12 protein-coding genes and 1 pseudogene are annotated in these 13,749 nt (G+C 59.0%); 2 read left to right on the top strand and 11 right to left on the bottom strand.

Going from position 1 to position 13,749, the window contains the following annotated elements; all coding sequences use genetic code 11:
* Positions 1 to 21 precede the first annotated feature (21 nt).
* From AC56QP_RS13135 to AC56QP_RS13110, 6 genes are read right to left on the bottom strand one after another with little or no spacing between them, the layout of a single operon-like run.
* Positions 22 to 558: a hypothetical protein gene (locus AC56QP_RS13135; protein WP_497100509.1), complete on the bottom strand. Its 537-nt coding sequence runs from the start codon at positions 556 to 558 to the stop codon at positions 22 to 24.
* Positions 534 to 1,892 (bottom strand): type III secretion system ATPase SctN, encoded by a 1,359-nt coding sequence (gene sctN / locus AC56QP_RS13130; RefSeq protein ID WP_497100510.1) that lies wholly within the window; start codon positions 1,890 to 1,892, stop codon positions 534 to 536. Before sctN ends, AC56QP_RS13135 begins: the two co-directional genes overlap by 25 nt.
* On the bottom strand, positions 1,889 to 2,512 hold the full coding sequence (sctL, locus tag AC56QP_RS13125) for a type III secretion system stator protein SctL (RefSeq protein ID WP_183455251.1): 624 nt from the start codon (positions 2,510 to 2,512) through the stop codon (positions 1,889 to 1,891). The genes sctN and sctL overlap by 4 nt, the downstream gene beginning before the upstream one ends.
* Positions 2,509 to 3,138, bottom strand: a complete 630-nt coding sequence (locus AC56QP_RS13120) for a nodulation protein NolU (RefSeq protein ID WP_497100511.1) — start codon at positions 3,136 to 3,138, stop codon at positions 2,509 to 2,511. The genes sctL and AC56QP_RS13120 overlap by 4 nt, the downstream gene beginning before the upstream one ends.
* A 12-nt stretch (positions 3,139 to 3,150) precedes the next feature.
* Positions 3,151 to 4,017 carry a type III secretion system inner membrane ring lipoprotein SctJ gene (sctJ, locus tag AC56QP_RS13115; RefSeq protein WP_497100512.1) on the bottom strand — a complete coding sequence of 289 codons (867 nt, stop codon included), beginning with the start codon at positions 4,015 to 4,017 and terminating at the stop codon, positions 3,151 to 3,153.
* Between the two features lie 9 nt (positions 4,018 to 4,026).
* A complete protein-coding gene (locus AC56QP_RS13110; protein WP_497104029.1) occupies positions 4,027 to 4,401 on the bottom strand; it encodes a nodulation protein NolB in 375 nt (124 codons plus the stop codon).
* Positions 4,402 to 4,706: 305 nt separating this feature from the next.
* Here AC56QP_RS13110 and AC56QP_RS13105 point away from each other — a divergent pair, with 305 nt between their 5' ends.
* The gene (locus AC56QP_RS13105) at positions 4,707 to 5,411 is read left to right on the top strand and encodes a secretin N-terminal domain-containing protein (protein WP_497101050.1); all 705 of its coding nucleotides are present in this window, start codon (positions 4,707 to 4,709) and stop codon (positions 5,409 to 5,411) included.
* A 292-nt stretch (positions 5,412 to 5,703) separates the two neighbouring features.
* Positions 5,704 to 7,542, top strand: coding sequence for an HrpF/NolX family T3SS translocon protein (locus AC56QP_RS13100; protein WP_497104028.1), 1,839 nt, complete (start codon positions 5,704 to 5,706; stop codon positions 7,540 to 7,542).
* An 844-nt stretch (positions 7,543 to 8,386) separates the two neighbouring features.
* Here AC56QP_RS13100 and AC56QP_RS13095 read toward each other — a convergent pair.
* The 5 genes and pseudogenes from AC56QP_RS13095 to AC56QP_RS13075 form a co-directional block, all read right to left on the bottom strand.
* The gene (locus AC56QP_RS13095) at positions 8,387 to 8,950 is read right to left on the bottom strand and encodes a CpaD family pilus assembly lipoprotein (RefSeq protein WP_497100514.1); all 564 of its coding nucleotides are present in this window, start codon (positions 8,948 to 8,950) and stop codon (positions 8,387 to 8,389) included.
* Between the two features lie 10 nt (positions 8,951 to 8,960).
* Positions 8,961 to 10,424, bottom strand: coding sequence for a type II and III secretion system protein family protein (locus tag AC56QP_RS13090; protein WP_497101051.1), 1,464 nt, complete (start codon positions 10,422 to 10,424; stop codon positions 8,961 to 8,963).
* Between the two features lie 27 nt (positions 10,425 to 10,451).
* Positions 10,452 to 11,141, bottom strand: coding sequence for a response regulator (locus AC56QP_RS13085; protein ID WP_183455245.1), 690 nt, complete (start codon positions 11,139 to 11,141; stop codon positions 10,452 to 10,454).
* A gap of 555 nt (positions 11,142 to 11,696) precedes the next feature.
* On the bottom strand, positions 11,697 to 12,896 hold the full coding sequence (locus tag AC56QP_RS13080) for an IS256 family transposase (protein ID WP_489858334.1): 1,200 nt from the start codon (positions 12,894 to 12,896) through the stop codon (positions 11,697 to 11,699).
* A gap of 134 nt (positions 12,897 to 13,030) precedes the next feature.
* A pseudogene (locus AC56QP_RS13075) lies at positions 13,031 to 13,741 on the bottom strand (IS5 family transposase); the annotation flags it as partial.
* Positions 13,742 to 13,749 lie beyond the last annotated feature (8 nt).

Genomic DNA, 13,749 nt, shown 5'->3' with positions numbered 1-13,749 from the left:
CGTCATTCACAGAACCTGCGGTTATCGGATCTGGTTGCGGGACATCTGGGCGAGAGAAACCCTCCCATACCGAAGCAACATTTCATCGTCGGCCTCTATCTCGCCTGCGGCATCCGACTGAATATCGACCGCGCGCCTGACGTCATCGTCGATTTGTTGCCATTTGTGCGTTGCCGCCGAACATCTGACCCATAGCTCCCTCTTCTCAGATGCCGCTATCTCGGCCTTTTCTTGAGCAAGGCGTGCATCATCAAGCATCTGGCGTTTGAAAGCGATCTCAGCCGCAAGCCGGTCAATACAAAGGTCGTGACGGTCGAGTGCTGCGCTGGACAAGCTGTCGAGCGTCATCAGCTCTTGGTAGAGCGCTGCTTCGGCCGAAGCGCAATGTTGCTGTGCGATTGCAAGCCCCTGCGAGGCATTGTGTACGGCTAAGGTGGCCATATGGCGCTCGGTTTCCTTCTTGGACAGCTCCCTACGGGCACCACGCTCTTGCATTTCCTTCAGGAGCCGTAACTTCGAGGCCTGAACACGATTCACGCGGTCAGACGCGACATCCATGCGACCGTCTCCTCGAAATGCGACGCCTCGCCTTCGGTCTGGCACAAAAATTCCCTCAGCTCGCCAATCGACGCGACAGCCCGGTCAGTTAGGGGATCGCCGCCTTGCTTGTATTCGCCGACATTGATCAAAAACTCGTTCTCGGCATAGCGCGACAGGAGATCGCGGAAGAAGGATGCTGCCTTGCGATGTGTCCCAGAAACGACCGCATCCATCACGCGGCTGCGACTCTGCAGCACATCGATAGCGGGGAAATGCGATCGCGCCGCGATAGCGCGTGAGAGGACGACATGGCCATCGAGAATGCCGCGCGATTCCTCGGCGATTGGATCACCTGTGCCATCACCTTCGACAAGCACAGTGTAGAAGGCCGTGATCGAGCCGCGCTCACCCATGCCGGCCCGCTCCAGCAGGCCTGGCAGCATGCCAAACACGGAAGGAGGGAAGCCCCGTCGGGTCGGCGGCTCACCAGCAGCGAGGCCTATTTCTCGCATGGCGCGGCAGAAGCGCGTCAGCGAGTCCATCATGAGAGCGACGCGTAGTCCCTGTTCGCGAAAATATTCGGCGAGCGCAGTCGCCATAGGAGCACATTGCGCCCGCTCCACTGCTGAGCGGTCGGACGTTTCAACGACAACGACCGTACGGCGCAGGCCGGCCTCCCCAAGATGCCGCTCGATGAATTCACGAACTTCACGTCCGCGTTCGCCTATGAGGGCGACTATGACAACGTCAGCGGCGGCACCTTTTACGATCTGCGACAATAACGTCGACTTGCCACAACCAGGCTCGCCATAGATCCCGATCCGCTGGCCCTCGCCGCATGTCAGGAGACCATCCAGGGCACGGACTCCGAGCGGGAATGGCCGCTCAACAATGCGCCTTGTCATCGGATTGGGTGCCCTGCCGCGCAGCGGACGAGTTTCGGCCGTTTTAACTTCGCCTTTGCCGTCAAGTGGACGGCAACGGCTGTCAATCACGCGGCCGAGCAAATCGGGGCCGACTGGCACTTCACGCATTCGTCCGGTGGCCACGACTTCTGTGCGGCTGGACAGGCCGACCAAGTCGCCGATCGGCGTAAGCAACACCCCATCATCCAACAGGCCGATCACCTCGGCTTCCAGCGACAGTCCGGTTCGCGGATCCTGTAGGAGACAAATTTCCCCAATACGAGTGTCCGGCAAGACAGCATGGACCAGTGTACCGATAGCCCGCGTGATCCGTCCGCGCACCACACGCGTGTCGATTTGCTTTGCTGCAGACCTCAAAGACGAGATCGCCGGATCGGGAGCCCGGATGCCAGCGAAATTATTATGCTCTGGTACCGGCGTGGTCACGGTTCGCCTTCCTCAGACAGCAACCCGAAGCCGAGACGCAGCGCGCGCATCTGTGCGTCAAGTCCCAGATCGACATTGCCATACTCGCTCCACAGCACGCACTGTTGAAGCGACAACGTCGGATCCGGATCGATCCGAACCCTCGGCCGACCCTCCCTTCCGTCGCATCCAGCAAACTCGCGCGCGAGCATATCGACTTGCATGGGGCATACATGAAGGCAAACTTCCGCGCCGCTGTATTTGCGCTCAATGGCGTGACGAACAGCCCTCACCAACAGCTCACCCGGGTCGAAAGCGCCCAGAATATCGCTTAGGACCTCCATCACGAGCTGTGGCAGTTCCTGCTCCAGAACCGCCTTTCGTTGCGCCACTTCGGAGACTGTCCCCGCAATCAGCCGTGCCAACTCCTCCGCGCCTGCATTCAAACCCTCGATTTGGCCGCGCGCCCGCTCACGCTGATAAGCGGCGCGTGCCCAACTGCGAACCCGCTGCTGATGCCGTTCTGCCGCAGCGCGCGCTTCTGCGGCGCACTGCCAGATTTCGAGCTCACTTGCCGGTATCAGTGGCCCAACCGGGCGCATTTGCGGTGCGACGGGCGCCGCGGAAACATCGGCTGTCATAGCGCCGGGATCTCCGTCTCAAAATGGGCTAGCACGAGCGAAAACAACTGGCCTGAGGCATTGCCGTGCTCGGGCGCTGGATTCTCGGCGGCTGTCCCGAGGGGCAACCGTAGAAGCACGCGGTTACGCTCAAGCACTGGACTCTGATCGAGCCAAGCACCAAGGCAGGCATGTCCATCGTGTTCAATTTGGAGCGCGAGTTTTTTCGGATCCGCGATCAAACTGCCTGTGATCGCATACGCCAGATGTCGGATGCCAAAAGCGTGCGCATCAGCGCCGATATGTTCAACTAGCACCGTGAGGTGACGTTGTGAAACAAGCTTCAGCAGCGAACGAGCATGCCAAACACTACCCGCAAAGAGGGCAGCCCGACGCGGGTCATGCCCCTGCAGAAGATCCGGCCAGCCGCATCCGTTCGAATCCGTGTCATTGTCAAGCAGCAATTCTGCCAATTTTGGCTGCAGCCTGGCACAGGTCTGCAACTGCACCACTGTCGCAGCCGATAACGTCGGATCCAGACAGGCGGCAAGACGAGTCGGATGGGCCGAAGCAGCAAGCTTGCTCCAGTACGCGGAACGCAATTGCGACGAATGATCGCGATCGCTAGTCTGCATCGAAATGGGCATTGAGAATATCACCTATGCCGCACGGCCAATGATTTTTTTTCGAATGGCCTCGACAGCGGAAACACCCGAGCGGCCCCCGATCTTGGATAATTCGCCCGATGATTGTCTGCGCCGATGCCGAAGAACACTTGCTAAGAGATAGCACGCCACAGCGAATACAGCTGCGGCAACACCCATCACGATCGCCAGAAGTGGCGCAGGAAAGGATTTAGACGCTTGGGCCAACGCAGTCGCCGGTACGGAGGGTTGCTCATGTACGGACCGTTCCACTGGCACCAAAACCACTTCGACCTTTTCGTAGGACAAGCCTTCGATGCTGTCGGCGACGAGCATCTTTATTTTCGGCAGCAGAACGGAAAGATTTGCTTTGGCGTCGTGCCGGATAAAGACCGAGGCCGAGGATGGCGTGCCGCCCGCTCGTAACAGGTCGTTATTCGGCAGAACGACATGAACACGTACTGAGAAGACGCCATCAATATCGCTGATCGTGCGCGACAACTCTTCGCTCAGAGCATAAACGTAACGGGCACGCTCCTCGGTCGGCGAGGCAATCAGTCCTGATCCTTCGAATATCTCGCCGATGTTCTTGAAAGACTGGCGCGGCAGCCCCTTGGCATTCAAGAGGTTGATTGAGAAGGCAAGCAGCTTTTCGTCGACCTGGATCGTGCTGGTCCCGTCCTTAGCGGCAACCCGGACCGCGTCAACTCCGTTGTCTATCAGAAGCGCGAGCATCTCATTCGCCTCGCGCTCCTGCAATTGCGCGTAGAGATCGACCTTGCAACCACTTAAGGCGAAGAGAAGTGGCAGCACGACAAAATGAAGCGATCGCCGACCAGACGGGCGACTACGCATGATTTCGCCATGGGCTAAGCCAATCATTCGCGCCGTTCATCCTTCTTTTATTAGTTTGTTCACCGATGAGGTGATGCCGCTGACACCTTTGGAAACAAGGGCAACCTGGGTGACGCCGTTGTAGAGATCCCGCAGACCAGCAACCATCGCTTCGAAGTCACCCCCTGCTCGCGGAACGTCCGACGTCCCCGTTGCCCCACCTTCGACCGGAAGCCTCTCAGCCGCACCCGGTAGAGCGCCCTTCGTTAGGGCTACCTGATGGTCGGGCGCGGCAGAAGTAACTGCATTGTCCCCGTGCATCGAAGAAATCGCCTGCAGCACGCGGTGTCCCAGTGGACTTGTCTGCGCAGTCGCGCGTTGAACATCCAAGGGCGGAGGAACAGGCGCCGCCGCAGCGGTATCGTTTTTCATCGAGGCAGCCGCCTGTGCTAGAGCGTGGTCAAAGTGGGCCTGCTCGCCGAATGACGGTGAGCCAACCCTGGAGAGACTGTCAGTAACACTGGCAGGGATCGACGTGACAGGCATCATCATACAAGGACTCGATTGCTTCTCTTTAACGTGTGATGAGTCCAGCCGGTTCATCGCCCGCTGTTGAGGCAATCCCTTAGGGAGGCGAGCTGACGACAAGCTGACGGGAGCGTCGGTTGGTCATTTAAAGTCACTTTGACGACTTTGGTGACTTGTGAAAATTCCATCCTTTGGTTTATCAGGGCGAGATGCCAAGAACGTTCATACGATCCACCATCCTGCACAGCTTGAAAAGACTTCTCTGTGTCGGGTTTTTTCTCTCCGCCGCCATCCAAACAACTGTCGGCGCCCCCCTATCGCTTCCCTCGACACCCTATAGGTATACGGTTCTAGATCAGGATCTCACTGCCGCGTTGCAGGAATTCGGCAACAACCTGAACATCAGGGTCAATATCAGCGCCGAGGTGAAGGGGCGGATTCGCGGGCGTATGCCGGATTTGCCACCGCGCAAGTTCCTGGACCGCTTGACCAACCTGTACCATCTCCAATGGTACTATGATGGGCTTGTGCTCTATGTGTCCGCTGCAAAAGAAGCGCAAACTCGGATGCTTGTGCTCACTTCGGTTCGTTTCGATGCCTTCAACGGCGCCCTCGATAGGCTTGGCATCTCCGATGACCGCTATGTAGTGAGACCCACGCCCGGAAATGGCCTCGTCCTTGTTTCCGGTCCACCGCGCTTCATCGCGCTCGTGGAGCAGACGTTCAACGGCCTTGTGGCCGAGGCGCAGGCGCAGCCTCACGTCGCTGAGACGCCGCCAAGGGAATCGGTACTGATATTGTTTCGGGGTTCCTCCACCACGGTCGTCCGTAACGGACAACCGGAAGCCTCTTATTCTTCTGACGTGCCGCAACCGGATAGCGTTGCAGGGAAGCCTGAGCTGAGCCAGAGATGACATCTAAGGAGACGCCGCAGCTTCTGGAGAAATCATCACGTCGGCCGCTCCTGATTGTGAATTCTTCTGAAATTCGTCAGTTTCTCGAAAGCTAAGCCGCTCATGATGGGAATCGGAAGCCCCATGTCGCTGGCTTTTGGCTGGAATTGACCTTGGGGCTAACAACGAGCGGAGCAATTAAAGGCACTGCTAGGGGCCATTTTGGCGACCGGCCAACGCTCGGAACGTTCGTGAAACATTGGCTTACATGAGGCCTTTGTTGGGATTTCAACGTCACGTCTGAGGATGCACAATGTCGGCCAGCAACCTTTCATCATCCATCACTTCGAATCTCCCACAGCCCGTACAGGCATGGTCGGGCCTGAAGCCTTCTGCCGCGGTATTGCAGACTCAGCAAAGCGCATCGTCCTTCGAGGCAATGCTGTCCACCTACTTGCTCGGAGACATGACCAATCCTGGCGCGCTCCGGGGTCCGCTGGCGCCGGATGTCGAATCGACGTTGGAAGATTTGCGGCAGCACCCATTGGACCTGCTGCCGTCGCATATGAAGGCGGCAATCGAATCGATGGATCAGGCCCCGCAGCCTCCTGCGATCGCCTCCGATTTCATATCGCCGGCTCCCGTGCCAAGCTCGAGAATCACGTGGAACGGCGGCTCGCTAACCAAGGCCGAGTTGCAGATCGTGGCAGTGCTGAACCGTCACAAGGACCAATGCCCACTCAGTTGGGAGTCGCTTGGCGATAAAGCCAATGATCCCTCTACGCCGCCGGATCTGAAAGCGGCGATCGAAGGACTGCAGCAGGATCCCGAACTCTTTTACGCGATCGGATCGCAGGGCGATGGTCGCTGTGGAGGCAAGATCACGGCGAAGGATTTGTCTGGATTTTCCCACCATCACTCACAAGTTGCCGAATTTCAGGACCGGCAGGCGCAAAGCTACCAGCAGAACTACATTCCATCCGACAGCGCCGGAAATGCTCAGGCTTCGGTCATGACCTTGAGCGATGCGTTGCGCGAGCTTTACCGGTACTCCGACGACCTGCCTAAGGATCTAAGCCTGGCTGATTTCAAGCGGATCGTCGACGGCCAAGCGAAAACCGGCAAATGTCCGCCTCAGGTCATTGCGGCTGCTCAACACTTCCTAAATCACCCGGATGCCTGGAAGCAGCTGTGCGGTGGTTCAGATACGGTCCATAAAGACGAGTTCCTCAAAGCCGCTACATCGTCAATGAGCCTCACGCAAACCGAGCTGAACACGCTCAAGATGATTAACAGCAATCAGCGCGCATTCTTTGGGAGCGGTGACCTGACTCGTGACAAGCTGGCGAGCATGGCAGACGACAAGAGCCTCGATCCGAAGGTACGCCAAACGGCCTCGCAGTTACTCTCCGATCCGCTTTTGTTCGGTTTGCTGAACAATTCAATTACGGGCTATAAGACCCACAATGAGTTCTTCGACTTCGGCGGCGGGCATACGGTCGATTCCGGTAACATCAGCAAAAAAGACTTCGCGCAATTCTACGGCAACATGTCTGTTGCGAACAGCACCGTTCAGAAAACGAAAACCCATGTGCCTGAAGCCGCTGCAGAGCAGGAGGCCGTCGCGGACATGATGATGGGTGCGGCGGACCAGCCCGATATCAAGTCTTCCAAACAGAACGGCGGGGCCTTCATCCACACAGTCGGCGACGTGCTCAAGGTGTACTCGACAGTGGTTGATTGGACTGCGACGGCGGTTGGTCTCCTCAGCTTCGTTCCGGCCGTGGGCCAGGTGGCCGATCTCGCATCGATGGCGCTTGCGTGCGAGGCGCAAGCGTTAAATGTTGTCCGTACAGCTATTACCGGAGGCAATATGAAGCAGGCGCTGCTAGAAGCTGGCCTCGGTGTCGCAGCGCAGGCGGTCAGTCTTGTCGCCGGCCCCCAGGTCAAACTCGCGATTCGCAACGGGCTCATCAGGAAAGCATTGGAAGAGGCTGCGACGGCCGGCATCAATCTGCCGCTTTCAACGGCGCAAACCTATGCAGAAGAGTATTTGAACAATCTGCAGGCACGCCTGAATGCGGAACCTGTCCACGCCGCAGGTATTCCTAGCCCGATCGGCACGCCGCAATTATCTCAGAACGTGGCCTGATAAACGGATTTCGCTTCCTCGGCGCGATCCCCCATCCTGCCAATCAGCGGCCGCGTAAACTTTGCTGCCGCGGCGCTATCGATCTGACCGGCGCGCCTAGAAGATCGCCAGATCGCCATCTATTCCAAAGTGTCTAGAGCAGGTCCGGCTTGATCCGGCTGACCTGCGCCTTTGAAGTGGTGTCACACCGGGCGGGTGAGAAGGAGAGCTCGACAAAAGAACCCGGCAGAGGGGATTGTGCGCGCCAAAGCAGAGCGATCATCAAGGCCCAATGCGACTTGGGTTTGACAACGCGTTCTCGATTGCGGCAGAAAATTAAGCGTGGCGCCGGCCAGCTCGGTCGCGCCGACGCACGGCGCCGTCAAGCTGAGGCGCAGCGCCCGCTGAAGAAAGTGATCCTCCGGCGGCCATGGGGCCCCGCCGGCCCCGCTCACGCGCCGCCTGGAGCGCGGCGCCGCGCCATCTTGTTCGACACGAACCGGGCAATATTGGGTGCCTGGCCATTGATCCAAGCGGTGGCACTTCAGGTACGCGAAGCTTAAAACGCCAACAAAGAGTCCGCTCAGTGCGCATGCCATCGTCTTGCCCTCAAAAGGTGCCTTGGAAGCGGATCCTCTCAACTCCGTTCACACCATCAGCGTGACAGTAACGGCTGTCTCACCAAGGAAAGTCGCGAGCCTGCAGCGTCACTCAAGTGCGCCCTAGTGTGGTAAGGGGGCAGCTGTTTTCCATCTGGGTCAACGACCTCGATGAGGCGATGATCGTGCGCCAAATCCGATGGGTCCGCACGTAGGTGCTGGAGCAGCTGCCAGGGTGTACCAGGTAGAGACGAGACGACTTGACATCAGCCGTCTTTGCCCTTCGCGAAGGTCCTGTATCTGGCTACTGGTACAGCCGCACGATCACCATCGCTTGGTTTGACAGCCTTGTTGTCGAGCAAATCGCGCGGATCGCTGACCATTGCCGCCAGGTTATGGCGTATCGAACAGCCAAGCGTCTGGTCGAAGGACTTGTCATTGAGTAAAGGGCCGGAATACGAAGGACAGACAGGAGGGCGGGCACGATAGACAATCGCCTCTATTCGCACTGCGCCGCCGTTGGTTTGGTCGAGCAAATGGATGTTGTAGGCGCCGATGCCCATCTGCCTGGCCTCATGGACGGCCTCTGCGCTGAGCCCGAACGCCCCGCTGATAAGGAGGTGAAGGGCATCGCGCCGGCCGTGACTTGCCGTTTCAAGGAAAACGCGCAAACGCCGCCGTTCGGAAGCGCGAAGGCTGTGTAACGTTAGTACGGTGGTCTCCTGCCCGATAAGGATCGGTGCCAATGGCTCGACAATCGGCGCGGTGCTTGTGCAGCCACTTACACTTACCGTCAGAGTGACCACCAGACTTATGATCCGCAACGTCATTCGTAGACCGCTATTCAATGATAAAGCCGAGGCCGCCCTTGGCGCCTGACACACCAGTGCGGGGACTAGGGCGCTGGTCTCCTGGCGGACTTGCCAACGAGTTCGTCAGAGTGGCCCCCTGGTCCAAAGGCGACCCCATCCGGTCCGTCGGTGCGCTCATCTGGTTGGGGTTCGATCCTGGCCTTACGATGTAAGGCGTCACCAGAATAACCAGTTCCGTCTCTTGCTTTTGAAATGAGGACGAACGAAACAGGGCGCCAAGGATCGGCAACTCGCCCAGCCAAGGAAAAACACTGATATCAGTGTTGACGCTCCGCCTGATGAGTCCACCAATCGCGAAGCTCTGCCCGCTGGCGAGTTCGACGACCGTGTCGGCACGGCGGGTGGAAATTGCCGGCACGGAGATGCCGTTGATTTGAACAGCCCCTTGAGACGATAGTTCGCTGACTTCCGGCTTTACGCGAATATTGATTTGGTCGTTGTTGAGAACGGTTGGCACGAATTCTAGGCTGACGCCGAAGTGACGGAATTCAACCGAGACTTGCCCCTTTTCCTGCAAGACAGGGATGGGAAATTCGCCACCGGCCAGGAAGCTGGCAGTTTCACCTGACATAGCGGTGAGGTTTGGCTCGGCCAACACGGAAGCGATGTGCTCCTCGGCGAGCGCATCGAGAACCGCGCCGACGTTCACAGCACCATTGTCGAATCCGATTTCTGCTGTACCGCCCCCATTCGCCGCACCAGCGCCAGCACCTTTGCCGCTTAATAAACCCACTTTGAAATTGCCGACTTGACCGAAGGCGGACAGGTTAATGCCGAGTGCCTTCATCGCGCTACGGGAGACCTCCGCTACGCGGACACTGAGGTTAACCTGCAAGGATCCAGCGACCTTGATGTTATTGACGACCTGCGCACCGTCCCCGAGAAATTGCTCAGTAACTCTTTTCGCCGTGTCGACGGTCTCGGCATCGGGCGCTGTACCGCTTAAGATGGCACCGCGCGGCGTATAGCTGACTCGGATCGGATAGTCGCCGACCTGGTCCCTCAACATGGCGCGCAGTTCCCCGATCGGTTGCGTGACGACGATACGAAACTCAGCGAGAGCCTCGCCGTTTTCGTCCAGGGCGAATAGGCTCGTTTGCCCGGATTTCTTGCCAAATACGAAGATGGTTTTACTTGAGGGTGCCTGATAATCGGCGATCGCCGGGTCGGCAACAAAGATAGTCGCGGCTGCCGCGGGCAAATGAACTGTCTTGCCGAGCGAAGAGGAAAGGTTCAGCGTGGCGTTGATGCTGTTGGAAGCGGCACGCGGTGCCGCTTGAACCTGCTTGTTCTGGGCAGCGGCGGGAAGGGGAGAAAACAAAATGAGCGCGCAGAGGACATGGCTCAAGTAGCACGCAAAAATAGGTCTCTGGCCGACGATGAGCGGCGGCCGCGGATCAGTGCCCGCATGACCAGTTGGAATGATTTTCAAGGCAGTCTTTTCTTTCAATTCGACCAACTATGCGGATGTCGCGCTAGTCGGACATTCGAGAATGTAACCAATGCCACGCACGGTCTTGATCCGTGGCGTTGCACCTGACCTATTGAGATGTCCGCGTAAGCGATAGATTCCGACTTCAAGCGCGTTGGCAGATACTTCATCGTTGAACGAATAGAGGTGATCTTCCAAGTGCGCCCGCGGCACGATGCGGCCTGCACGGTTGAGCAGATGCTCTAGAATACATAGTTCACGGCGTGCGGCCATCAGCGGATGACCAGCAACGGAAACCTGACGGCCGATCGGATCGAAGTGGAGATTGCCAAATACGATGATCGGGTCGGTCATCTGTGTCGACCGGCGCAGAACAGCTCGCATTCTGGCGATGAGTTCGTCCGTAAACACCGGCTTGACCAGAAAGTCGTCCGCGCCACCATTGAAAACCGCAATTCGCTGCTCAAGATGGTCGATGTTGCTCATCACGACGGCAGGAACTGAATGTCCGTCGCTCCTTAGCTGCCTCAGCCAATCCAGACCGTCGCCATCCGGCAGAACCAACTCCAGCAGAAGAATTTCATAGCTCGCGCAACAAAATGCACTCGACGCCTGTTCCAGTGTACCAACGACGTCAACGGCGAAACCGCTATCGCCGAGCGCAACTCGCACGGCGCGCGTAAGATCCGCATGATGGTCAACGAGCAGCGTTCGCATTTCATCTCCTATCAAGGTAGGACAGGTGACCGACCGCTATGGGATGGTGCGACAGCAGAAGTCGCGCAACTCGTCGCAGTATTCGTAACCCTCTCTCCGACGGGTAATCGCAGGAGCGTGCAAGCCGCACTCCTGCAATAGGCGGGGATGGAACATGTGAAGACGAGTTGACGGGCCGAAATGCCGCTTGGTCAACCCAAAATGCCACAACTCCGCCTGCAATTTCTCTGCGCATCGTCCACCTACGTGCGGCCCCTGCATTCGTTAGGCCGAGGTCGCCCTCGAGAACCCCATGATTCCGTGGCTACGAAGGGTTAGCTTTCGAGAAGTGACTTGAACAATCGAATGTTCGGATCATAGGTATACACATAATGGATGCATTCGCATTTCAGCCAGGCGCGGCGAGTCGCACGCTGCCCTGCCGGTGGCATGATGTGTTCGCACCGAAGGGCGGGCCCGATCAAGCTCATCTAGGGTGACACGCCGGATCGTGTCCCAGGGAGTGGTGTAGCTGACGGCTTGGTCGCCGCGCTCTCCGGCATGGGGCCGGGATGATCAGCGTGCCACGGCTGGCAGGCTGATGAGAGGATCATCGCTCATTTGGCTGATGGTTTCCAGCGTCATGTATCTGGCGCGCTGGACGGCCCATTCATCATTCTGTTCAAGCAGCAACGCGCCGACGAGGCGGACGATGGCATCGTCATTGGGGAAGATGCCGACGACCTCGGTCCTGCGCTTGATCTCGCCGTTGAGGCGCTCGATCGGGTTGGTGCTATGCAGCTTGGCGCGGTGCTCCCTGGGGAAGGTCATGTAGGCCAGCACGTCGGGCTCGGCGTCGTCCATGATGGCGGCGAGCTTGGGCACCTTCGGCCGGATCTGGTCGGCGACGGCACACCATTGGGTGCTGGCGGCTTCTGGCGTCTCCTGGGCAAACGCGGTGGCGATGAAGGCGGAGACGACACGGCGCCCGCTCTTGCCGGCATGCGCCAGCACGTTCCTCATGAAGTGGACCCGGCAGCGCTGCCATGTCGCGCACAGCACCTTGGTGACGGCCGCCTTGATGCCTTCATGGGCATCGGAGACGACGAGCTTGACGCCCCTGAGGCCGCGGCGGGTCAGCTTGCGCAAAAACTCCGTCCAGATCGGCTCGGCCTCAGACGTGCCGACCTCCATGCCCAGCACCTCGCGCCGGCCGTCCGCGTTGACGCCGACAGCGATGATGACGGCGACCGAGACGATGCGTCCGCCGCGGCGCACCTTGAGGTAGGTGGCATCGATCCACAGGTATGGCCAGTCGCCCTCGATGGGTCTTTCAAGGAACGCTTTGACCTTGCCGTCGATCTCTTCGCACAGCCGGCTGACCTGGCTCTTGGAGATGCCGCTCATGCCCATGGCCTTGACCAGGTCGTCAACCGAGCGGGTCGAGATACCCTGGACGTAGGCCTCCTGGATGACGGCCGTCAGCGCCTTCTCCGCCATGCGCCGCGGTTCGAGGAAGCCCGGAAAGTAGGAGCCCTTCCTGAGCTTGGGGATGCGCAGCTCGACGGTGCCGGCGCGCGTCTCCCAGTCGCGCTCGCGATAGCCGTTGCGCTGGGCCGTCCGCAGCGGGTTCTTCTCGCCATAGGCGGCGCCGGTGGCGGCGCCCACCTCCAGCTCCATCAGCCGCTCGGCGGCAAAGCCAATCATCTCGCGCAAGAGATCGGAATCCGGAGTCTTCTCCACGAGCGCGCGCAGGTTCATCATGTCGTCGGTCATCGATGGTTCCTTCAGAATCAGGTTGGTGTCAGCAACCCGACCTTACCGGCGAACTGTCGATGACCACCGCAAAGCCGCTCGCTCGCTACAGCGCTATCGAGGGCGCGCTCGCGAGCGGCTTCGCTACCGCCGAGCTACACCACCTGTAGGGACGCGACCTCTGCGCCTCTGCGTAGCATGATGCCGCCCATGGCGACGAGGATCATGGCCTGCGAGACATCGATGCGCTGCTCGTAATCGCGCACGAGGCGTCGCCACCGGATCATCCATCCGAACGTCCGTTCGACGACCCAGCGACGCGGTAGAACCTTGAAGCCTTTCTGGTCGTCGGAGCGGCGGATGATCTCGACGATGAAGTCGAGATAGCAGGCCTTATCCATCAGCTTGAGCCGGTCATAGGCCCCGTCGGCGAAGAGATGCTTGACCCACGGCCAGCGTTTGCGGATGCCGTCGAGTATCGCCTGCGCACCCGCGCTGTCGGAGATGTCAGCGGTGGTCAGGTTGACCATCAGGAGCCGTCCGTCCGTATCGACCGCAATATGGCGCTTGCGCCCGACGATCTTCTTACCCGCGTCGTAGCCTCGTGCTTTTGCATGGGGTGCCTTGATCGACTGACTATCAATCACACCAGCGCAGGGTGAAGGTTCGCGACCCTGCCGCTCGCGGTCGAGCATCAGTTCCACGTCGTGGATCGTCTGAAACAGGAAGCGCCGTGCCAACTCGCGGAACCAGCTATAGACCGTCTGCCACGGCCCAAAATGAATGGGCAACATCCGCCACCCACAGCCTGAGCGCACCAGATAGCGCACCGCGTTGATTACCTCCCGAAAATCCACCTCGCGGGGATGCGGCG

The sequence above is a fragment of the Mesorhizobium sp. RCAM 05104 genome (assembly GCF_059683645.1).
Note: the sequence above shows the minus strand (reverse complement) of the source record. Positions and strands in the feature narration are given on the sequence as shown.